At 66.6% G+C, this 20,186-nt stretch carries 21 protein-coding genes; 14 read left to right on the top strand and 7 right to left on the bottom strand.

Annotation, left to right across the window (positions count from 1 at the left end):
* Nucleotides 1-72 precede the first annotated feature (72 nt).
* Nucleotides 73-1,476 (top strand): Do family serine endopeptidase, encoded by a 1,404-nt coding sequence (locus HNP47_RS04975; protein ID WP_184278578.1) that lies wholly within the window; start codon nt 73-75, stop codon nt 1,474-1,476.
* Nucleotides 1,477-1,480: 4 nt separating this feature from the next.
* On the opposite strand, the gene HNP47_RS04970 is transcribed toward HNP47_RS04975, so the two are convergent.
* On the bottom strand, nt 1,481-1,903 hold the full coding sequence (locus HNP47_RS04970) for a VOC family protein (protein ID WP_184278577.1): 423 nt from the start codon (nt 1,901-1,903) through the stop codon (nt 1,481-1,483).
* A gap of 74 nt (nt 1,904-1,977) precedes the next feature.
* Here HNP47_RS04970 and HNP47_RS04965 point away from each other — a divergent pair, with 74 nt between their 5' ends.
* From HNP47_RS04965 to HNP47_RS04935, 7 genes are all read left to right on the top strand, one after another.
* The gene (locus tag HNP47_RS04965; RefSeq protein WP_184278576.1) at nt 1,978-3,306 is read left to right on the top strand and encodes a replication-associated recombination protein A; all 1,329 of its coding nucleotides are present in this window, start codon (nt 1,978-1,980) and stop codon (nt 3,304-3,306) included.
* A 16-nt stretch (nt 3,307-3,322) separates the two neighbouring features.
* The gene (locus tag HNP47_RS04960; protein ID WP_184278575.1) at nt 3,323-4,048 is read left to right on the top strand and encodes an RluA family pseudouridine synthase; all 726 of its coding nucleotides are present in this window, start codon (nt 3,323-3,325) and stop codon (nt 4,046-4,048) included.
* 64 nt (nt 4,049-4,112) lie between these two features.
* Nucleotides 4,113-4,601, top strand: a complete 489-nt coding sequence (locus HNP47_RS04955) for a CC0125/CC1285 family lipoprotein (protein WP_184278574.1) — start codon at nt 4,113-4,115, stop codon at nt 4,599-4,601.
* A 40-nt stretch (nt 4,602-4,641) separates the two neighbouring features.
* A complete protein-coding gene (gene crcB, locus HNP47_RS04950; protein WP_184278573.1) occupies nt 4,642-5,037 on the top strand; it encodes a fluoride efflux transporter CrcB in 396 nt (131 codons plus the stop codon).
* Complete coding sequence (locus HNP47_RS04945) at nt 5,034-6,059, top strand: RluA family pseudouridine synthase (protein ID WP_045811444.1); 1,026 nt, start codon at nt 5,034-5,036, stop codon at nt 6,057-6,059. Before crcB ends, HNP47_RS04945 begins: the two co-directional genes overlap by 4 nt.
* Nucleotides 6,056-7,555, top strand: a complete 1,500-nt coding sequence (locus tag HNP47_RS16505; RefSeq protein ID WP_184278572.1) for a putative 2OG-Fe(II) oxygenase — start codon at nt 6,056-6,058, stop codon at nt 7,553-7,555. Before HNP47_RS04945 ends, HNP47_RS16505 begins: the two co-directional genes overlap by 4 nt.
* Before the next feature lie 17 nt (nt 7,556-7,572).
* Nucleotides 7,573-8,325: an ATP12 family chaperone protein gene (locus tag HNP47_RS04935; protein ID WP_184278571.1), complete on the top strand. Its 753-nt coding sequence runs from the start codon at nt 7,573-7,575 to the stop codon at nt 8,323-8,325.
* A 9-nt stretch (nt 8,326-8,334) separates the two neighbouring features.
* Here HNP47_RS04935 and HNP47_RS04930 read toward each other — a convergent pair whose 3' ends face one another.
* Entirely contained in the window at nt 8,335-9,114 is a 780-nt protein-coding gene (locus HNP47_RS04930; RefSeq protein WP_184278570.1) for a pseudouridine synthase, read from the bottom strand.
* A 279-nt stretch (nt 9,115-9,393) separates the two neighbouring features.
* Here HNP47_RS04930 and HNP47_RS04925 point away from each other — a divergent pair, with 279 nt between their 5' ends.
* A complete protein-coding gene (locus HNP47_RS04925; RefSeq protein ID WP_260394601.1) occupies nt 9,394-9,885 on the top strand; it encodes a hypothetical protein in 492 nt (163 codons plus the stop codon).
* On the opposite strand, the gene HNP47_RS04920 is transcribed toward HNP47_RS04925, so the two are convergent.
* Entirely contained in the window at nt 9,886-10,512 is a 627-nt protein-coding gene (locus tag HNP47_RS04920; RefSeq protein ID WP_221414914.1) for a DUF938 domain-containing protein, read from the bottom strand. It abuts the gene before it with no gap.
* 205 nt (nt 10,513-10,717) lie between these two features.
* Here HNP47_RS04920 and HNP47_RS04915 point away from each other — a divergent pair, with 205 nt between their 5' ends.
* Together HNP47_RS04915 and HNP47_RS04910 are read left to right on the top strand one after the other, a co-directional pair.
* On the top strand, nt 10,718-12,565 hold the full coding sequence (locus HNP47_RS04915) for a phosphoenolpyruvate carboxykinase (GTP) (protein WP_184278568.1): 1,848 nt from the start codon (nt 10,718-10,720) through the stop codon (nt 12,563-12,565).
* Nucleotides 12,566-12,613: 48 nt separating this feature from the next.
* The gene (locus HNP47_RS04910; protein WP_311770026.1) at nt 12,614-13,627 is read left to right on the top strand and encodes an FAD-binding oxidoreductase; all 1,014 of its coding nucleotides are present in this window, start codon (nt 12,614-12,616) and stop codon (nt 13,625-13,627) included.
* Here the strand turns inward: HNP47_RS04910 and HNP47_RS04905 are convergent.
* A complete protein-coding gene (locus tag HNP47_RS04905; protein WP_184278567.1) occupies nt 13,624-14,355 on the bottom strand; it encodes a TonB family protein in 732 nt (243 codons plus the stop codon). The two genes, HNP47_RS04910 and HNP47_RS04905, sit on opposite strands and share 4 nt — an antisense overlap.
* A gap of 167 nt (nt 14,356-14,522) precedes the next feature.
* Between HNP47_RS04905 and HNP47_RS04900 the strand changes: the two genes are divergently transcribed.
* Nucleotides 14,523-15,320, top strand: a complete 798-nt coding sequence (locus HNP47_RS04900) for a transglycosylase SLT domain-containing protein (RefSeq protein ID WP_026108427.1) — start codon at nt 14,523-14,525, stop codon at nt 15,318-15,320.
* An 88-nt stretch (nt 15,321-15,408) separates the two neighbouring features.
* Nucleotides 15,409-16,548, top strand: coding sequence for a DUF2336 domain-containing protein (locus tag HNP47_RS04895; RefSeq protein WP_184278566.1), 1,140 nt, complete (start codon nt 15,409-15,411; stop codon nt 16,546-16,548).
* Between the two features lie 119 nt (nt 16,549-16,667).
* Here HNP47_RS04895 and HNP47_RS04890 read toward each other — a convergent pair whose 3' ends face one another.
* The 3 genes from HNP47_RS04890 to HNP47_RS04880 all read right to left on the bottom strand — a co-directional run bounded on the left by HNP47_RS04890 (nt 16,668) and on the right by HNP47_RS04880 (nt 19,156).
* On the bottom strand, nt 16,668-17,144 hold the full coding sequence (locus HNP47_RS04890; RefSeq protein ID WP_184278565.1) for an Hpt domain-containing protein: 477 nt from the start codon (nt 17,142-17,144) through the stop codon (nt 16,668-16,670).
* 61 nt (nt 17,145-17,205) lie between these two features.
* Nucleotides 17,206-18,000 (bottom strand): NAD kinase, encoded by a 795-nt coding sequence (locus tag HNP47_RS04885; RefSeq protein WP_311770024.1) that lies wholly within the window; start codon nt 17,998-18,000, stop codon nt 17,206-17,208.
* Nucleotides 18,001-18,031: 31 nt separating this feature from the next.
* Nucleotides 18,032-19,156, bottom strand: coding sequence for a DUF2336 domain-containing protein (locus HNP47_RS04880; RefSeq protein ID WP_184278564.1), 1,125 nt, complete (start codon nt 19,154-19,156; stop codon nt 18,032-18,034).
* A gap of 173 nt (nt 19,157-19,329) precedes the next feature.
* Between HNP47_RS04880 and HNP47_RS04875 the strand changes: the two genes are divergently transcribed.
* On the top strand, nt 19,330-20,094 hold the full coding sequence (locus HNP47_RS04875; RefSeq protein ID WP_184278563.1) for a class II aldolase/adducin family protein: 765 nt from the start codon (nt 19,330-19,332) through the stop codon (nt 20,092-20,094).
* Nucleotides 20,095-20,186: the final 92 nt, after the last annotated feature.

Genomic DNA, 20,186 nt, shown 5'->3' with positions numbered 1-20,186 from the left:
CGGCCCGAAACCAGGTGCGGAATGGCGTCGCTTTACGCTTGCCAGTCTCGGATGCCCCAGCCTCGGATGCCCATGAAGACCCGATCGATCGTGCTCGCCGCCGCCTTCGCCCTGTCGGCGTGCGGCAATCCCTCGAATTCCAAGGCGCAGGAGGGCGAGTTCGCCCAACCGACGCGCACCGCTCCGGCCGATGCGGCGGGGATGAAGTCCAGCTTCGCGCCGGTAGTGCGATCCGCCGCGCCGGCCGTGGTCAATATCTCGGCGCGCAGCGTGCAGCGGGTGCAGGCCGATCCTTTCTTCCAGTTCTTCGGCGGCGGCATTCCCCAGGCGCGGGTGGCGGAATCCGTGGGCTCTGGCGTCATCGTCCGCTCTGACGGGATCGTCGTCACCAACAACCACGTCATCGACGGCGCCCAGCAGATCAAGGTCGTGCTGAACGATCGGCGCGAGTTTCCCGCCACCGTTATCCTAGCCGACGAGCGCAGCGACATTGCCGTGCTGAGGCTGGAGAACGTCAGCGACCGCCTGCCGGTGCTGGCCATCGACGATCAGGAAGAGCAGCAGGTCGGCGATCTGGTCTTGGCCATCGGCAATCCGTTCGGCGTGGGCCAGACGGTGACGAACGGCATCATCTCGGCCCTGAACCGGACCGAGACCGGCATTTCCGACAGCGGCTCCTTCATCCAGACCGATGCGGCCATCAATCCCGGCAACTCGGGCGGGGCGCTGGTGGACATGGACGGCGACCTGATCGGCATCAACACCGCCATCTTCTCGCGCTCAGGCTCCTCGGCCGGAGTCGGGTTCGCGGTGCCGGCGGCCATGGTCAAGCGGGTCGTCGACAGCGCGCTGGGCGGCGCGACGGCTGTGGTGCGGCCGTGGCTGGGCGTGAAGGGCGACACTGTGACTGGCGACATCGCCGGCAGCCTGGGCCTGAGCCGGCCGCAGGGATTGGTCGTCACCGACGTCTACGCCAACGGTCCGGCCGCGCGCGCCGGCATTCGTCAGGGCGATGTCATCACCTCAGTCGATGGTCAGGAGATCAACGACCAGAACGGGCTCAACTACCGCGTCGGCTCGCGCAATCCGAACGACCAGGTGCAGGTGTCCATCCTGCGCGACGGTCGGGCGCAGACCCTGACCGCGCGGGTGCAGACTCTGCCGGGCGACGCCGATCCGAAGCAGGGAGTGACGATCCAGTCCGGCCCCTTCGCCGGGGCCGAGGTCGTCGCGCTCAGCCCTGCTCTGGCCGACCGACTGGGCGGCGATCCGTTCGCGACGGGCGTCATCGTGACCGGCGTGTCGGGGCGCGGCTATGCGGCCCGCGCGGGCTTCCGCCAGAACGACCTTATCGTCAGCATCAACGGCCGCGCCATCGGCTCGGCCCGCGATGTCGAGGCCGCCAGTTCCGGTCGCGGCCCGTGGGAGGTCGTGGTCAACCGGGGCGGCCGTCAGATCCGCGGCGTGCTGAGATAGGTCGTCAGGCCTTCGTCGGCCCGCCGATCGACCAGGTGTGGCCGAAGGGGTCGCGCAGGACTCCGTAGCGGTCGCCCCAGAATTGATCGGCCATGTCCAGAACGGGTTCCGCGCCGCCGACGGTCATGGCGCGCGTCCACCAGGCGTCGGGATGGGCGACTTGAAGATGCAGGGTGACGCCGGCGGGCCGCAGGTCCTGCGAGCCGCCGTATTCCGGAAACTCGTCATTCAACATGACGCTGGCGCCATTGATCTTCAGGTGGGCGTGCATCAGCCGCTCGCCGTCGTCCGCCAGCCTGCGGTCCAGAACCTCGGCGCCGAAGGCGATGATGTAGAAATCGATCGCCGCAGAAGCGCCGCGCGACGGGATGGTCAGGTGCGGCGTCACGCCAGAAGTCGGACCCTGGTTCGGATTGGTGTCGGTCATGGGGCGGTCTCCGTGGCGGTTCGCCATACTAACGCGTGAAAAGCCTTTGGCGAACGCCTACATAGGTCGCACCCATGAGCGACCTGTTCGAAGCCTCCGGCATTCTGCCCCCCGACGCCCCTCTGGCCGACCGCCTGCGTCCGCGCACGCTGGACGAGGTGGTGGGGCAGGATCATCTGCTGGGACCAGGCGGGCCGATCCGGCGAATGATCGAGGCGGGGCGGTTGGGGTCGATGATCCTGTGGGGACCGCCGGGGACGGGCAAGACCACGATCGCGCGGCTGCTGGCCCAGGCCGCCGGCTATGAATATCAGGCGATCAGCGCGGTCTTTTCGGGCGTCGCCGACCTGAAGAAGGCGTTCGAGGCGGCGCGGATGCGGCGTGCGGCGGGACAGAGCACGCTGCTGTTCGTCGATGAAATCCACCGCTTCAACCGCGCCCAACAGGACGGCTTTTTGCCCTTCGTCGAGGCAGGCGTGGTGACCCTGGTCGGGGCCACGACGGAAAACCCCAGCTTCGAGCTGAACGGCGCCCTGCTGTCGCGCAGTCAGGTCTATGTGCTGAAGCGGCTGGACGACGCTGCATTGGATCAGCTGCTGAGCCGTGCCGAGACGCATATGGACCGGACCCTGCCGCTGACGCCGGAGGCGCGACAGGCGATGCTGGCCTTGGCCGATGGCGACGGGCGGTATCTGCTGACCATGTCGGAGGTGCTGTTCGACCTGCCTGAGGGCGAAAAGCTGGACGTGCAGGGTCTGGCGGGCGTGCTGCAACGCCGCGCGCCCGCTTATGACAAGTCGAGAGAAGAACACTACAACCTCATATCCGCCCTGCATAAATCGGTACGGGGGTCGGACCCCGACGCGGCGCTTTATTGGCTGGCGCGCATGCTGAACGGGGGGGAGGATCCGCTGTATCTGGCGCGACGGATCGTGCGGATGGCGGTCGAGGACATCGGCGAGGCCGATCCGCTGTCGATCCTGGTCGCCAATGCCGCCAAGGACACTTACGACTTCCTGGGCAGTCCCGAGGGTGAACTGGCCCTGGCTCAGGCGGTGGTGCATCTGGCGACGGCGCCCAAGTCGGTCGGGGTCTATGAGGCGTTCAAGGCGGCAAAGAAGGCGGCCTATGAGACGGGCTCGCTGATGCCCCCCGCCCACATCCGCAACGCCCCGACCAAGCTGATGAAGTCGCTGGGGTACGGCAAGGGCTATCAATACGACCCCGACACGCCCGAGGGCTTCTCGGGCGCGAACTTCTTTCCCGACGAGATGGACCGTCGCACCTTCTACAAGCCCAAGGGCGAGGGGCACGAGGAGAAGGTCAAGGCGCGGTTGGAGCGCTGGGCCGAGATGCGGGCGCGGATGGCGGTGGACGGCGCTGTGGACGCGGCGGGCGACTGACCTCTAGAAGCGCCCGATGTCCGAACGCCAACCCGTCGCCCTATCCCCAGACGAAATCGCCGCCGTCCGGTCGTGGGTGATCCACGAGGATGCGCACGTCATCGCCTTCTCAAAGCCGCCGGGCCTGTCCAGCCAGGGCGGGCGGATCAAGGCGCATACGCTGGACGATCTGCTGTGGGCGTTCGCCCGGTCCAACGGCAAGCGGCCGGAACTGGTGCATCGGCTGGACCGGGACACCTCGGGCGTGATCCTGGCGGCCAAGACCAAGCCGGCGGCGAGTTTTCTGGGCAAGGCGTTGCAGATGCGGCGGTTCAGAAAACAGTATCTGGCCCTGCTGTCGGCCGCGCCTGAGCCCAAGGCGGCGACCATCGACGCGCCGTTGCGACGCGAGGAGATCGGGCGCGAAAGCTATATGCGGGTCGTCGCCTTTGATGCGCCGGGCGCGCAGGGGTCGCAGAGCCGATATCGGACCTTGGCCTCGGGATCCGAAGGGGCGGTAGTCGAGCTGGAGCCTCTGACGGGGCGGATGCATCAGTTGAGGGTGCATATGTCCCATGTCGGTCGGCCGTTGATCGGGGATGTGCGTTACGGCGGCGCCCTGACCACGCCGGTCGGGCCGGCGCCACGCCTGATGCTGCATGCCGCCAAACTGAGTTTTCCGCATCCCGAGGGCGGGACGACCACGGTCGAAGCGCCGCCGCCCGAGGATTTCGCGACGCTGAGGACGGCTCTGGGTCTTTAGGGCACGGTCGCTTCAGGGAACGCCGTGCGCGTTTTGGCGCTATGTCGTTGAAAGGATACCTCTGATGAAGCGTCTCGCCCTCGCCCTGACCGGTCTTTCCGCCCTGGCCCTGACCGCCTGCGCCAGCCTGGCGCCCTATGGCGCCCAGATGGGGCCGAACGGGCAGGGGTATTCCGAGCAGCGCATCGAATCCAATCGCTACCGTGTAACCTACAACGGCGTCGGCGCGGCGGGCCGTGTCGCCGATTGGGCGCTGGTGCGCGCCGCCGACCTGACCACCGAACAGGGCTACGACTGGTTCGAGGTGACGCAGAGCTGGACCGATGGTCGGCCGGGTGGCGCAGGCGGCGTCAGCCCGAGCGTCTCCATCGGCGGCGGCAGCAGTCGATACGGCGGCTATTCGGCCTCGGGCGTCGGCGTGGGCGTCGGTCTGAACTTCAGTGGACCGCAGCCGACCTCGACGACCCTGGAAGTGCTTTTGGGACGCGGCCAGAAGCCGGATCGGCCGAACGCCTATGATGCGCGCTCGGCGCAGGGCTCCATCCCGCGCTGACCATCGCTTTCGTCGCGGGCGGCGTATATATCGCCGCACGATGACACGTTTTCTTCTCGTTGCGGCAGGTGGGGCCATCGGCTCCATGGCGCGCTATGGCCTTGGCCTCGCCGCCGGGCGGCTCGCGCCCAATGCCGGTTGGCCCGTGGGCACCTTCACCGCCAATGTCGCCGGCGGTCTGCTGATGGGTTTGCTCGTCGGCTGGCTGGCGTTCCGGGGCGGGGCGCAGCAGGAGATGGTGCGTCTGTTCGCAGCCGTCGGCGTATTGGGCGGGTTCACGACCTTTTCGTCCTATTCGCTGGAAGCGGTGCAGATGATCGAGCGCCGCCAGATCGGTCTGGCCGCCGCCTATGTGATCGGCTCGGTGGTTCTGGCGATCGCGGCCCTGTTCGTCGGCCTGATGCTCGCCCGCCGCGCCTTTGGAGTTCCCGCTTGACCGACCAGCCGCCCGCAGCAGATGCGCCCAAGCGCGAAGTCCTGACGATCTATGTCGCCGAGGATGAGGACGGCATCCGGCTGGACCGCTGGTTCCGCCGGCGCTGGCCGCATCTGTCCAACATCCAGGTGCAGAAGATGGCCCGCAGCGGTCAAATCCGCGTGGACGGGGCCCGCATCAAGCCCGAAGGCCGGCTGACCGCCGGCGCAGCCGTTCGCGTGCCGCCGATCCCTGACGACACGTCTCGCCAGGCGGGCGACGCCCACACCCTTTCAGAACGTGACATCGCCTTCGCCAAGTCGCTGGTACTGTACGAAGACGACATGGTCATCGCCTTGAACAAGCCGCATGGCCTGGCGGTGCAAGGCGGGACCAAGACGAGCCGTCACGTGGACCGTTTGCTGTCGGCCTGGGGCGAGGGATTGGAGCGACCGCGTCTGGTGCACCGGCTGGACCGCGACACCTCGGGCGTTCTGCTGCTGGGCAAGGGGCCGGAGGCGGCCAAGCGTCTGGCGGGCGCCTTTGCGCGTCGGCAGGCCAAGAAGACCTATTGGGCCATCGTGATCGGTAATCCGAAACCCTATTCGGGCCAGATCGACATGCCGCTGAAGAAGACGGGCATCAACGACTTCGAGATGATGCGCCCAGCCGAGCGCAAGGACCCGCGCGCCGAACCGGCCGAGACGGCCTTCTCGACCATCAGCCGCGCCTCGCATCGGGCGTCATGGATGGCGCTGCGCCCCTTCACCGGCCGGACGCACCAGCTGCGCGCCCACATGGCAGGGATCGGCCATCCCATTCTGGGCGACCCGAAATACGGCGACGAGAAATCGCGTGAACTGTCGGGTCCGCTGAAGCTGCAACTGCATGCCCGCAGCATCGAACTGGATCACCCGCGCGGCGGCGTCCTGAAGGTCACCGCCCCTTTGAGCCCTGAGATGAAAGCCGGCTTCGCCCACTTCGGCTTCTCCGAGGATGAGGCCGAAGACGATCCCTTCCTGGGCGTGAAGCGAATTCGGTGACGGCGGACCTCCAAGCGCAGGTTTGGCAGGCGAGGGTCGAAGGGGCCAAGGCTCTGGCCGCCGCCGGGCAGCTAAACGCGGCCGTAGATATGCTGGCGCCGATAGCGCAGCCGGCCGATGCGCCGTGGCAGGCGCTGTCGGTCCAGGCCGATCTGCTGAAGCGGGCGGGGCGTTTGGAGGATAGCGCGGCGCTGTCGCAGCGACTCGTCGGCGTTCGGCCGCAGAGCGTGCCGGCGTGGCATAATCTGGCGTCCACCCTCGGCGATCTTGGGCGGGCGGTCGACGCGGAGGTCGCGTGTCGCGCCGCCATGTCCATCGGCGGCGATGCGCCGGAAACCTGGTTGGTGCTGGCGCGGGCGTTGCAGGCGCAGAGTCGGTTCGACGAGGCGGATAACGCCTACCGTCAGGCGCTGGCGCGGCGTCCCGGCTATGGCGACGCGTTGCGTGATTTGAGCCAGTTGATCTGGATGCGGGATGCCGATCTGGAAACTGCTTGCGCGCCGTTGGACGCCGCCATCGCCGTATCGCCAGCGACGCCCATGCTGCGCCAGATCAAAGCGAAGCTGCTGGAATATGCAGGGCAGGGTGAGCGGGCCTATCGCACCCTAGTCGCCGGGCCGCTGGATGGGCCAGGGGAACTGGCGGCGGCGCAGGCGTGCCTGACGCTGGACCCACGCCGAGCGCTGGACCATGCGAACCGGGCGGCGGCGCTTGCCGGTGGCGAGGTCGCGGCGATCATGGTGACCCAGGCCGAATGTCTGCTGGCGTTGGGCGAGACAGAGGCGGCGCTGGTTCCGATCGAGACGCTGCGGGCGCGCGAGCCGCTGAACCAGCATGTGCTGGCCTTTCAGGCGACGGTGTGGCGGATGCTCGGCGATCCTCGATACCATGAGCTTTACGACTACGACGCCTTCGTCCGGCCGTATCGGCTGCAGGCGCCGCAAGGGTGGGTGTCCCTGGAGGCCTATCTGGTTGATCTGGCGAGGGCGCTGCATGATCTGCATACGCTAAAGACCCATCCGGTGGGCCAGTCGCTGCGCGGGGGATCGCAGACCAGCGCGTCCCTGGCCCAGAGCGAAGATCCGGCCATTCGCGCCTTCTTCCAGGCTATCGACAAGCCGATCCGCGACTATATGGCGGCGGTTGGCCACGGCGACGATCCGCTGAGAGCGCGCAATACGGGCGACTATCGCATCCAGGGCAGTTGGTCGGTGCGGTTGAGGCCGAACGGATTTCACGCCGACCACATCCATTCGAACGGCTGGCTGTCCTCGGCCTGCCATATCGAACTGCCGCCGGCGGTGCGGGGCGAGGGCTGCGAGGGGGGGTTGCGGTTCGGCGCGCCGCCCGGCCTGCCGAGCTTGGCGGCAGAACACTATGTGCAGCCCCAACCCGGCACGTTGGTCCTGTTTCCTTCCTATATGTGGCATGGCACCCAGCCGTTCGGCGGCGAGGCGTCGCGTCTGACGCTGGCGTTCGACGTCGTGCCCGCCTGATTTCAACGGACCTTCTGATGACCGATCAACCCACCCCGCATCGCCCGCGTTTCGTCGAACAGTCGCCGGATCGCATCTCCCGTTTCTGGACTGAAGCGACGGTGGGGCCGCATGCAGACGGGGGCTGGGCCGTGTTGCTGGATGGGCGCACGCCGAAGACGCCGGACAAGGCGGCGTTGGTCCTGCCGACGCAGGCTGCGGCGCAGTTGGTCGCCGACGAATGGGCGGCGCAGGAACAGTTTCTCGACCCATCGACCATGCCGGCGACGCGGCTAGCCTCGACCGCGATCGACCGGATCGGGCAGGCGCGCGAGGCGGTGGCGGACGAGATCGCCGCCTATGCCGGATCGGACGTGGTTTGCTACCTGGCTGAGCATCCGACGCCGCTGGTCGAACGGCAGGCGCAGGAGTGGGGGCCTTGGCGCGATTGGGCGGCGCGCGAGATGGGGGTGGCGCTGGAGCCTGTTGAAGGCATCGTGCATCGGCCGCAGTCGCCGGACGCCATCGCAAAGGTGAAGGCGCACGCTGTGACGCTGGATGATTTCCGCCTGACTGGACTGGCGACGGCCGTGCCGCTGTTGGGGTCGGCTGTATTGGCCTTGGCGGTGGAGCAGGGGGCGTTGGATGGCGGGGCGGCGTTCGACCTGTCGCGGATCGACGAGCTGTTCCAGGAAGAGCAGTGGGGCGTGGACGCCGAGGCCGCCGAACGCACCGAGGCGCGCCGTGCCGAGGCCCAACTTCTGGACCGGTGGTTCAAAGCGCTCAATTAGAGCGCTCGATTACGGCGCTGTAGGCGTCGTCGAGGCCGCGATCAGCATGGCGCGTTCCTGATCGCTCAGGTGACGCCAGCGACCCTCGGGCAGGTCGCCCAGTTCCAACGGGCCGATGCGGGTGCGATAGAGGTCCACGACCTCCAGCCCGACCAGTTCGCACATCCGGCGGATCTGGCGATACTTGCCCTCGGTCAGGATGAAGCGCAGGCGTTGTTGCTCGATCTGGGTGACGCGGGCGGGCTTTAGCGGCTTGTCGTTCAGCGACAGGCCGTGGCGCAGCTTGCTGAGCTTGCCTTCGGTGATCTGGCCTTCGACAACGACCAGATATTCCTTGTCCAGCTCGGACGCTGGGCCGATCACGGCCTTGGCGACGACGCCGTCCGACGACAGAAGCAACAGGCCGCGCGAATCCTCATCCAGCCGACCGATGGGGGGCAGGGAGGCATCCCGCGCAGGCGTCTCGCCTTCGCCGACACGATTGGGCGTCTTCAGCAGTCGCACCGCCGGGATCTTGCCGGGATCGGGCTGGCCCGAGACGTAGCCGACCGGCTTGTGCAGCACCAGGGTCATGCCCGTCGCCAGCGCAGCCTGGGCGGTGTCGTTCAGGGTCAGGGTTTCGCCGGGTTGAATCTTTCGGCCGGCGTCGCTGATCGTCTCGCCATCGATGGAGACCAGACCATTGGCGATCAGGGTATCGGCCTCGCGCCGCGAACAGACGCCGGTCTGGCCCAGCCATTTGTTCACGCGAACGGGTTCGTCGCCATCATAGGTGCGGGTGAAGGCCATGCGATTCCGTCGTCCAGTCGATGCGGGTGTCTAGAGCCGGCCGCGATCGCGAGCAAGCGGATCGCCGTTTTCAGAATCAACAAGGCCAGTCTGTTCGAACTGGCAGGTTGATCCAGGCAGGATCGTCACTATATCTGACGGCATTCCACAAATGAGCCAGAGTGCGGGACGACACGCGTCGGACCCGTCGATTTTCGTTTTTCTGGTCATCGGCGTGGGTGGTTCGACAGCGTCGCTTGTCGGATCTGGATCAGTATTGAAACATCTCAAGGAGACGTCTTGTTCGCTCAAAACAAATCTTCCGCAGGCCCCCGTCGCACCGGTTACAACCGTCCTGTTCCCACCCGTCTGCGCATGGGGCTGGTGATGCGGCGTGACATGGCGTTTGGCGAATTGGGCGACGTGGAGGGCGCGTTGCGGGCCGAAGGCGTGGGCCTGGCCCCGATCTCGACAGGCGACGCCAGCCTGATCGCCGGCGGCGTGACCGTGCTGGCCACCGCAACGGCCAAGGACATCGCCGAGGGGCGTCTGAAGGGTCTGGTCGTGCCGGGCGGGTCGATGGATGAGGCGTCGTTGGCGGCCGTGCGGTCGCTGATCGACCTGGCGCGCACCAACGGCCTGACGGTCATCGCCTTCGCCGATGGCGTCACGCTGGCGGCTGAGAGCTTTGGCGTGCCGGCCCAGGCGGATGGAGCAGTGTTCAAGGACGGGGCGGTGACCCTGCTGAACGAGCGATCCGAACTGTCCAAGCTGGTCGGCGCGATCGTCTGATCAGACGGCGCGAAACAGCAAAATGAGGTTGTTTGCCGGCATCTGAACGCGCAGCGTGGCCGCAAGGCCATGCGAGCGGGCTAGGGTCTCGACCGCTTCGCGATCACGAAGACCCCATTCCATGTTCCGCGCCTTCAGACTGGCGTCGAAGGCCGCATTCGACTCCGCCAGCGGAACCTCGGCCTCGCGATAGGGGCCATAAAGCACAAACAGGCCGCCGGGGCGTCTCAAGACCCGACCGGCCAGATCCATCAGCCCCTCGGTCGCCGACCAGGGGCTAATGTGCGTCATGTTCGCACAATACAGGGCGGCGAACGTGTCGGTCGGCCATGTCGCGACGTCGCCTGCGTCGATCGAGAACGGCGGCCTCAGGTTCGACACGGCGAACTGGCGGCTCCAGGCGGCGATGCTTTCGCGGGCCTGATCGCTGGGATCGCTAGGCGTCCAATCCAAATCCGGCAAGGCGGCGGCGAAGGCGGCGGCGTGTTCGCCAGATCCGGACGCGATCTCGAGCACCGAACCACGGCCCGGCAGATGGGCGCGGAGGACGCGAAGAATCGCCTCGGCGTTTCGACGCGCGGCGGGCGAAGTGAGCGCGCCGTCAGGCAGGACAGTGAGCGAATCCATGGTTTGCACAGGGTCTTCTACCGCTCCGACGCCGCGACCGCATCTGCGATCTTTTGCCCACGACACCGGTGGACATCGGCGCTTTCGTGCGCGGTTTGACGTGGCGGAGACGACGGCGCATTGGGCTTGTAACAGTGCGTGATCGTTATATGTCGGGTCATGGCGGCGTCAGATCGCCGGGCTCTTTTTTGCTCAGGAGACGTCCTTGTCCAATCCTTCCACGCCCGGCTTGCGCCCGGCGCCCACCGCCCATGCCGGGCTGATCGCCTGGGTCGATCAGATCGCCGCCCTGACCAAGCCCGCCAAGGTCCATTGGTGCGACGGCTCAGAGGCCGAGAAAGAGGCCATCACCGCCGACCTGCTGGCCAGGGGCACGCTGAAGGCGCTGGATCAGACCAAGCGGCCGGGCTGCTACTACGCCGCCTCCGATCCCCGCGATGTCGCGCGCGTCGAGAGCCGCACCTTCATCTGCTCGGATGACCAGACTGACGCCGGACCGACCAACAACTGGGCCGATCCGATCGAGATGCGTGAACGTCTGGACGGTCTGTTCGACGGCTGCATGGCCGGGCGGACGATGTACGTCGTCCCGTTCTGCATGGGCCCGCTGGGATCCGAGATCAGCGCCCTGGGCGTCGAAATCACCGACAGCGGCTATGTCGCCCTATCCATGGGGGTGATGACCCGCATGGGTAAGCCGGCGCTGGATCAGTTGGGCGATAAGGGCGTCTTCGTGCCGGCCGTCCACACGCTGGGCGCGCCGCTGGCCGACGGTCAGCCGGACGTGGCCTGGCCCTGCAACGACGACAAATGGATCGTTCATTTCCCCGAGACGCGCGAAATCTGGTCCTATGGCTCGGGCTATGGCGGCAACGCCCTGTTGGGCAAGAAATGCTACGCTCTGCGCATCGCCTCGATCATGGCTCGCGATGAGGGATGGCTGGCCGAGCATATGCTGATCCTGAAGCTGACGGATCCGCAGGGCAGGGCGAAATACGTCGCCGCCGCCTTCCCCAGCGCCTGCGGCAAGACGAACCTGGCCATGCTGCAACCGACACTGCCGGGCTGGACCGCCGAGACCATCGGCGACGACATCGCCTGGATGCGATTTGGCGACGACGGGCGGCTGTATGCGGTCAATCCCGAGGCCGGCTTCTTCGGCGTCGCGCCGGGCACCAGCCGCAACACCAATCACAATGCGCTGGAGACCCTCGCCTCCAACACCATCTTCACCAACACCGCCCTGACCAACGATGGCGATGTCTGGTGGGAGGGTCTGACCAAGGAGACGCCCGAAGGTCTGACCGACTGGAAGGGCCGTCCGCACGATCCTGCGTCTGGCGAACCCGCCGCGCACCCCAACGCCCGTTTCGCGGCGCCCGCCAGCCAATGCCCGGCCATCGCGCCGGAGTGGGAAGATCCCAGGGGCGTGCCGATCGACGCGATCCTGTTCGGCGGTCGCCGCGCCAGCGCCGTGCCGCTGGTGACCGAAGCCTTCGATTGGGAACACGGCGTCTTCATGGGCTCGACCGTGGCGTCCGAAGGCACCGCAGCGGCCGAGAACAAGGTGGGCGAACTGCGCCGCGATCCCTTCGCCATGCTGCCGTTCTGCGGCTACAACATGGGCGATTATTTCGCCCACTGGCTGAAGATGGGCCAAGGGCGAGACGCCTCGAAACTGCCACGCATCTTCTTCGTCAACTGGTTCAGAAAGGATCAGGACGGCCGCTTCGTCTGGCCCGGTTTCGGTGACAATGCGCGCGTCTTGAAGTGGATCAGCGAGCGGATCGACGGCGAGGCCGAGGCGGTCGATACGGCGGTCGGGCGCGTCCCGTCAGTCACGGCTTTGGACCTGTCAGGCCTGGACCTGACGCCGGCGCAATTGTCGATCCTGCTGGACGTGGATGCGGGCGTCTGGGCCGAAGAGGCGGCGCTGATCCCCGACTTCTATCGCCAGTTCGGCGAGCGTCTGCCGACCGCCTTGTGGGACCAGCACGCGGCCCTGGTCGCACGTTTGGACGACGCCGGCGCGGCCTCGATGGCGGCGGAATAGGCGAAAGCCATCTTGCAATAGGGGCGTCACGGGTCGATCACACCGCCCGTGACGTCTTCCTCTCCCATCGTGATCGTCGGCGCCGGCGTGCTGGGGCTTTGCACGGCGTTCGAACTGCATCGGCTCGGCCGGGCGGTGTTGGTGGTCGATCCGGGCGAGGTGAACGCTTCCCTGGTGGCTGCCGGGATGATCGCCCCGGCGATGGAATCGGCTATCGACGACGTATCGCCGGAACGCGCCCGGCTGTTTCGGGCGGGACGCGACCTGTGGTCCGAGTTCGCGACGGCGGCCGGCATCGCTCTGGCGCGTCGACCCGCCGAATGGAGAGGCGGCGATGTGGGGGCGATGGAGGCGCGGTTGCGCGCGCTGGGCTTCGACGCATGGCGCGAGGGCGACTCCGTCAAGACAGAAGAGGATTATCAGGTCGATCCTGCACAGGCGTTAGCGGCGCTGAGGCAGGCGCTGGGCGAGGCTGTCGTGGCCGGGACGGTGACGAAGATCGCCCGTACCGATGGCGGCTGGCGACTCGAAGTCGGCGATCAGTGGCGGGATGCGGAGGCGGTCGTGCTCGCCACCGGCGCCGGTGACGCCATTGCGGGTCTGTCCGAGACCGCGCGCCGGTTGATCGCAGATATTGAGCCGATCGGAGGACAGATCGGCGTGGCAGCCGGACATCTTGTCGATCATGTCGTGCGTGGACCGGGCGCCTATGTCGCGCCAATGGCGTCTGGCGCGGTCATCGGAGCGACGATGGAGCCGGGGCGGCGGGATACGGCGCCGGATGCCGAGGCGTCCGAACGCCTGACCCAGGCGGCTTGGGCTGCGCTGGGTCGGTCGCCCGAACCGCTGGCGATCGAATGGCGCGTCGGCATTCGAGGCGCGACGGGGGATGGTCTGCCGCTCGCGGGCCCGGCGCCTGGTGAAGAGGGTCTGTATTTGGCCTTGGCGCCGCGTCGAAACGGCTGGCTGCTGGGGCCCTTGGTCGGCGAAGTGGTCGCCGATGCGATCGAGGGGCGGACGGCGTCGCCGCACGCCCGCGCCCTCGACCCTGGTCGGTTCTAGCCCTCCATCGCGAACCGGACGGTGAAGTTGACGGTCGCGCCGTCGACAGGCCGGCCGTCCACGGTGCGCGGGTTCATGCGGAACGACCGTGTCAGGCTCTGTGCGGCGCGGCCGAAGCCCTGGCCGCTCGGTGTCTCGCCCACGACTCGGCAGCCGTTCAGGCCGCCGTCTGCATTGACCACGCAACTGAGCGTGGCCGAACCCGGCGTGCCGTTCTCTGCGGCGCGGGTCGGATAGGCGCGCGCCATCTGCGCCGCCGAAGGCCGGCTGGCCCAAGACGGATTGTTGATCACCGACGGCGGACGCGGTGGCGTCTCGACGGTGGCCGTGCCGCTCTCGACGCCGGTGGGGGCAACGCTGATGGTCGGCAGACCGGGTTGAGCGGTAACGACGCCGGGCTCGGGCGGCGTCAGCGGGATCGTCTGCACCGTCGAGGGCACGGGGATCGCCGACTTGTGAATGGGCGTGGGCGGCGCCGCCGGCTCAGGCGTGGGCAAGGGCTTGGGTTTGGGCGGCGCCATCATCACCGAGACCGGCGGGTCGACGATGTCTTCGATGGGCGCCGCACTCAGCTCGAACCGCTGATTATAAAGCACCACCCCCGCCGCAACGTGCAGGACGACGGAGACGCCGATAGCGCCTAGCATCCAGCGCGGGATGGGTTTCTTGCGTTCCCCGAAGTCGATCGGGCTGATCAAGCCGGGTCCACCGGCAGCACGGATCATCATCAAACTCACTCCCTCGTTCACCGCCCCCGCAGCGCCCGTAACTGGAAGTTGAGCGCGCAGGTTGTGGCGGCTTTACGGCGAAGTTTTCCCGTTCGACGAAGGTCGAGGCGTTAACGCGGCCGTTAAGAATTAAGAGTTGGTTAACTACGTTCGCCGACCCTTCGCACATGGGTATCGGAGCGATTCCATCGACAGGCGGAGTAGAGGCGGCCATCCGGCGCGCGTCTAACGCCGTTGGCGTGGACTATGACTTCTTGGTCAAGACCGCGCGGCGCGAGAGCGCGATGAACCCGTCGGCTAAGGCTCCGACCTCGTCGGCCGCCGGGCTGTTTCAGTTTATCGAACAAACCTGGCTGGGCACGGTCAAGCAGCACGGGGCCCAGCACGGCTATGGCCAATACGCCGACCTGATCCATCGCGGATCGGATGGCCGTTGGCGCGTCGAGGGTTCGGCGCGCAATGTGGTGCTGGACCTGCGGTTCGATCCCCATGCAGCCTCGACCATGGCGGCTGAGTTGACGGCGTCCAACGCCGCCTATCTGCGCGGGCGCACGGGTAAGGAACCGGGCGCGGGCGATCTATATGCGGCTCACTTCTTGGGGCCTGCTGGGGCGGCCGGGTTGATGGAGGCGATGGATCGCAATCCCGGCGGCAGCGCCGCCGCTCTGTTCCCGGACGCCGCGCGGGCCAATCGCAGCATCTTCTATCGCAATGGACGCGCCGCCACGGTCGCCGAGGTTCACGCCAATCTGCAGCGCACGGCAGGCGAGGGCGCACCCGCCGCCGGAGCCGGCGAGACGAAATACGCCGTGCCGAACCTTAGCGACAAGGACCAGATGCTGGCCGCACGTCTGGATCGGTTGAAGCAGGATCAAGGCTTGCTAGCGCTACTGCTCGGTCAGGATGGATCGTCCAGCAGCGGCTTTGGTGGCGCTTTCTCGCCCAATGGCAAGGAAACGACCTGAGTCGTTGCATTGCAACCGATGGTAAACCGCCCGTTAAGCATGGCAGTCTCATTCTGGGATCAATGTCCGATTCCATCACGAGCCGTCCATGACCGCCTTCCGCGCCCGCCTGACAGAAGTGGACATTCGACGCCTGATCAAGGCGACGGACGACGATGAGCGGGCCGAGGCGGCGCACAAGCTGTGCCGCAATATGGAGCGTGCGGAGCTGAATGAGGACGACCGTGCGGCGGCGCAGAAAATCCTGCGGCTACTGGCCAATGACGCCGCCGAACTGGTGCGGCGCGCCATGGCCGTCACGCTGAAGGCGTCCGATCTGATTCCCAACGACGTGGCGCGTAAGCTGGCCGGCGATCTGGACAGCATCGCCCTGCCGATCATCGCCTCGTCGCCGGCGTTCAGCGATGAGGATCTGATCGAGATCGTGCGCGCCGGATCGGTCGTGCGTCAGGTCGCCGTGGCGGGGCGGACGCGGGTGTCGCGTGATGTCGCGACCGTGCTGGCGGCCGAAGGATGCGAGCAGTCTGTTCGCACCTTGGCGGCCAACGACAACGCCGACCTGTCCGAAGACGCGCTGGCGACCGTCGTCGATCGTTTCGCAGAAGCGCCCGAAGTCATGACCGCGGTCGCCTATCGCCAGGTCCTGCCGCTGCATGTGACGGAACGGTTGATCCAGCTGGCCAGCGAGGCGGTGCGCGAACATCTGATCAGCCATCACGCTGTGGCGCCGGAAACCGCGATCCGTCTGGCCCAATACTCTCGTGAGCGGATGACGGTCGATCTGGTCGATCAGGCCAGCGTCAGCACCGATCTGGCGGCCTTCATGGCCCAGCTGAACGCCCGTCGCGTCCTGAACGCATCGCTGCTGCTGCGCGGACTGGCGCGGGGTCAGATGGCGATGTTCGAATATGGGCTGGCCGAACTGGCCAACACGCCGCATCACCGCGCCTGGCTGATGGTGCATGACGCCGGTCCGCTGGGGCTGAAGGCCATCTATGATCGCGCGGGTTTGCCGCCACGCCTGTTCCAGGCCTTCAGGGCGGGCGTCGACACCTGGCGTGCGCTGGCTGCGGAGGGGATCGATACGTCCAGCGCCTATTTCCGCGATCAGATGCTGGAGCGGTTCCTGACCCAGCGTCCAGCCGTGCTGCGCGACGATCTGGCCTATCTGATGGAGCGGCTGGATCAGTCGCCGTCGCTCAGCCTGACCGCCGCCAACGCGGCCTGATCCTGAGAGCCTGATTTACGGTGTCGACGAGATCGCGAAGCGATTCGTCTTAACCGATCAGGCTTAAAGAAAAAGGCCCGCCGGAGACGACGGGCCTTTCGCAAACGGCTGGAGGGACTTCAGCCTGCGAGATGATCTGCGACGCGCGCTTCCAGGGTCTCGGCCAAAGCGCGGCCGGTCGGATGTTCGTCTGTCTTGATCTGGTCGCGGACGACGGCGCGGATGGCGTCGATATGGGCGTCCAGGATGGCGATGGGCGCAGTCATGCGGCGATCGGCGTCGTCCAGCATCTTGCACAGCGAACCGGCGATGCGGGTGACCAGCGGATATTCGTAGGTCGTGCCCAAGCCCTTCAGATCATGAGCTCGGAAATATAGAGCCTCTGCGGTGACGGGGGTGTAGCCCTGCTCACGGATGTCGGCCTGGGCCTTGTCCAGCTTGACGATCTCGTCGTTCAGCCACTGGCCGAACTGGGCCGACATGGCTTTCAGCGCCTCCTCAGCCTTGGCGATGGCGTCGGCGTTGATGCCGAAGCCGCCGCCGACCTTGAGCCGCAGTGAGTTGGTCGGAGGGGTGATCTGCGCCGGATTGCTCATGGCGGGCTCCATAGGACGTTCACGCCAAGATACGGTGGCGGGCTTAAGAAGCTGTGACCGATCAGTTGGCGAACTGTTCGGCCATCACACGTTCGTCGAACGACCGGCCCGCATCGAAGAGCATGGTCAGGGTGACGTCACGACGCTCGCGCACCTCGACGCGGGCGACGCGTCGGACTTCGAAGTTGTCGGCCGTGGCCGAGACCGGGCGTTTGTCGGCCTCCAGAACCTCGAACCGCACCTTGGCGCCGTGTGACAACAGGGCGCCGCGCCAGCGACGCGGTCGGAAGGCGCTGATCGGCGTCAGGGCCAGGATGCGGGCGTCCAATGGGATGATCGGGCCGTGTGCCGAAAGGTTATAGGCGGTCGATCCCGCAGGCGTCGCCACGAGGCAGCCATCGCAGGACAGTTCTTCCAGCCGCACGCGCTCATCGACGGTGATCCGCAGCTTGGCCGACTGGCGCGTCTGGCGCAGCAGCGACACCTCGTTAATGGCCAGGCCGGTGTGCACCTCGCCGCTTTCGGTCCAGGCGTCCATTTGCAGAGGGTGGATGACGGTCTTTTCGGCCGTCGCGATTCGCTCCAGCAGACCGTTGTCGTCGTAGTCGTTCATCAAAAAGCCGACCGACCCCCGGTTCATCCCGTACACCGGCGTGCGCTTGCGCAGGTTGCCGTGCAGGGTTTCCAGCATCTGCCCGTCGCCGCCCAGGGCCACGATCACATCGGCCTCGTCTTCAGGCACCGCGCCATAGCGGGCGATCAGGGCTTTGCGCGCCGCCTGGGCTTCGGGCCGGTCGCTGGCGACGAAGGCCAATCGGGGCGAAGACGGCAGGGGAGAGGGGCTTGACTGAGTCACTTGGCGACGTGGCCCGAGCTTAGGCCCAGAGTCAAACGGTCGCGGGCTTGTGCATCATCTGATGGAAGGCGCGAGAGGCGGCGTGCGCGCTCATCGGTGTCGCCTTCCAGCCGCCGTCGGCAGGCATTCCGCCCGACAGTTTGCGCACCTCGACCAAGAGGGAAGCGAAGACGGCTTTATCCACGCCCACGGCGATGCAGGCTAGGTAAAGCGGCTCGGCGGTCGGCGCTCGGATGGCGTGATGCACCTGAGCCTCGCTGAAGCCGCCCAGGACCGCCAGCGTCTGTTCGAACAGTTCGAAACGCTGTTCCCGCAGCGCGCGGACCAGCAGGCCGGGGCGCAGTTGACCGGCGGTTTGAAGCTTTTCCACCAGTCGTCGTTCCGCGTCGATGCGCGCGCGATCCTCGGTCATCCGGGCGGGCATGGCGCGCCACTCCGGGCTGCCGACGGCCTTTGCCGCTGCGTCCTGAACCGCCGCATTCAACTGGGCGCCGTCGATGCGGAAGCGTTCGCCGATCGACTGACGCAGAGCCTGGCCGACCCATTGATAAAGCTGCTGAGCCAACTGTTCGTTCAGCCTGGGGTGACGCGTCAACGGCGCCCGCAGGCCCGCGATGCGGCGCGAATGATCGACCAGCTTGCGCATGGCCTCCTCGCCAATGTCGGCCGTGCGGTTGGACGCCAGCGCTGTCATGGTGACGGGTTCGGCGCGATCGACGATGGTGTCCACGACCGGCCGCGCCAGATGCGGGCGCCGGGCGACGGCGATCTGATGCTCCAGCGTCGCCTCGATCAGCAGGCGTATTAGGTCGGCGTTTTGAAGAAGCGGGCTGGAGGTGATGACCGGGCGGGCGATCTCGATCTCATCCAGCGCCAGCATATTGATCAAGGCGGGCGGCGCCCAGTCGACGCCCGCGATCCGTTCGGACAGCGCCAATCGAATGTCCCGCTCGGCCTGGGCCGTCAGAGCGAGGAAGATGTCGCTGAGCAGCGGCGCGACCTTGGGCGGCGGCGGATTGGAATCACACAGCGAGGTGACCTTCAGCAGCAGGCGCTGACGGTCGTCGGCCGAACGGCTGCTGGCCAACGCCAGAAGCTCAGACACAGTGCGGTCGTCCCAGGCGTCGCGGGGCGGCTCCAGTTGAACGACAGACAAGGCGGCTCCCCGAACCGGCGACGATGCTTAACCATATGCTTGCGTGATGAAGACCGGGTTAAGCAAGGGTGCCGCTGGGGATAACGTAACGTCAACTACGGCCTTGTCGGCTTGACGACGCGACCGCGCGGGGTGACGGTTTGTAAAAGCCCATCCAGAGGCAGGAGGAAATCATGGCGGACGGAACCAGTCCCTCGATCAAGTCGCGCGTGTCAGAAGCCGAATGGCAGGTCCGTGTCGAGCTGGCGGCCCTCTATCGACTGGTCGCCCTGAACGGTTGGGACGACATGATCTTCACCCATATCTCGGCGCGCGTGCCCGGGCCGGAGCATCATTTCCTGATCAATCCGTACGGCTTCTACTTCGACGAGATCACGGCCTCGTCGCTGGTGAAGGTCGATCTGGAGGGCAACATCGTCCAGGACACGCCCTATTTCATCAATCCGGCGGGCTTTACCATCCATTCGGCGGTCCATGCCGCGCGCGAGGACGCCAAGTTCGTCATCCATCTGCATACCGTGAACGGGGTGGGCGTCGCTGCTCAGGCCGAAGGTTTGCTCCCCGTCAGTCAGAACGCGTGTTTACTACAGTATCAGGTTGCGTATCATGGGTACGAGGGGTTGGCCCTGAACCATGACGAACGCGAACGTCTGGTCGCCGACCTTGGGGACAAACCGCTGATGCTGCTGCGAAACCACGGCACGCTGGCGGTCGGGGAAACGGCGGCTCAGGCATGGATCGGCATCTTCTTTTTGGAGAGGGCCTGCGCGCAGCAGGTTGCAGCGCTGTCTGGCGGGCGCGAGCACATCCTGTTGGCGCCGGACGAGGCCCAAGCCGAAACCAAGGAGCAGGGGCGGGGCATCGGCTTCATCTCGTCGCTCGCCTGGCCGGGCGCTCTGCGACAGCTGGATCGCAAGTCGCCGGGCTACGACGCCTAACTCCCGTTGTCGCGGGGGCGCTGGTCCTCGCGGCGCTGACGCCGACTCAAGTCCTCGCCGGCGCCTGGACCCAGCCGAAGGGCAAGGGCCAG

Source organism: Brevundimonas vesicularis (assembly GCF_014204545.1).
Lineage (GTDB): Bacteria > Pseudomonadota > Alphaproteobacteria > Caulobacterales > Caulobacteraceae > Brevundimonas > Brevundimonas vesicularis_B.
The sequence above is the reverse complement of the archived record's forward strand: the minus strand, read 5'-3'. Positions and strand labels throughout refer to the sequence as shown.

Bases quoted from the DNA above. Each gene is read 5' to 3' on its own strand.
- HNP47_RS04930 (WP_184278570.1), bottom strand. From the start codon at position 9,114: ATGGCCTTCACCCGCACCTATGATGGCGACGAACCCGTTCGCGTGAAC.
- HNP47_RS04920 (WP_221414914.1), bottom strand. From the start codon at position 10,512: ATGGATTCGCTCACTGTCCTGCCTGACGGCGCGCTCACTTCGCCCGCC.
- HNP47_RS04935 (WP_184278571.1), top strand. From the start codon at position 7,573: ATGACCGATCAACCCACCCCGCATCGCCCGCGTTTCGTCGAACAGTCG.
- HNP47_RS04970 (WP_184278577.1), bottom strand. From the start codon at position 1,903: ATGACCGACACCAATCCGAACCAGGGTCCGACTTCTGGCGTGACGCCG.
- HNP47_RS04905 (WP_184278567.1), bottom strand. From the start codon at position 14,355: ATGATGATCCGTGCTGCCGGTGGACCCGGCTTGATCAGCCCGATCGAC.
- HNP47_RS04890 (WP_184278565.1), bottom strand. From the start codon at position 17,144: ATGAGCAATCCGGCGCAGATCACCCCTCCGACCAACTCACTGCGGCTC.
- HNP47_RS04960 (WP_184278575.1), top strand. From the start codon at position 3,323: ATGTCCGAACGCCAACCCGTCGCCCTATCCCCAGACGAAATCGCCGCC.
- HNP47_RS04895 (WP_184278566.1), top strand. From the start codon at position 15,409: ATGACCGCCTTCCGCGCCCGCCTGACAGAAGTGGACATTCGACGCCTG.
- HNP47_RS04875 (WP_184278563.1), top strand. From the start codon at position 19,330: ATGGCGGACGGAACCAGTCCCTCGATCAAGTCGCGCGTGTCAGAAGCC.
- HNP47_RS04975 (WP_184278578.1), top strand. From the start codon at position 73: ATGAAGACCCGATCGATCGTGCTCGCCGCCGCCTTCGCCCTGTCGGCG.
- crcB (WP_184278573.1), top strand. From the start codon at position 4,642: ATGACACGTTTTCTTCTCGTTGCGGCAGGTGGGGCCATCGGCTCCATG.
- HNP47_RS04965 (WP_184278576.1), top strand. From the start codon at position 1,978: ATGAGCGACCTGTTCGAAGCCTCCGGCATTCTGCCCCCCGACGCCCCT.
- HNP47_RS04900 (WP_026108427.1), top strand. From the start codon at position 14,523: ATGGGTATCGGAGCGATTCCATCGACAGGCGGAGTAGAGGCGGCCATC.
- HNP47_RS04955 (WP_184278574.1), top strand. From the start codon at position 4,113: ATGAAGCGTCTCGCCCTCGCCCTGACCGGTCTTTCCGCCCTGGCCCTG.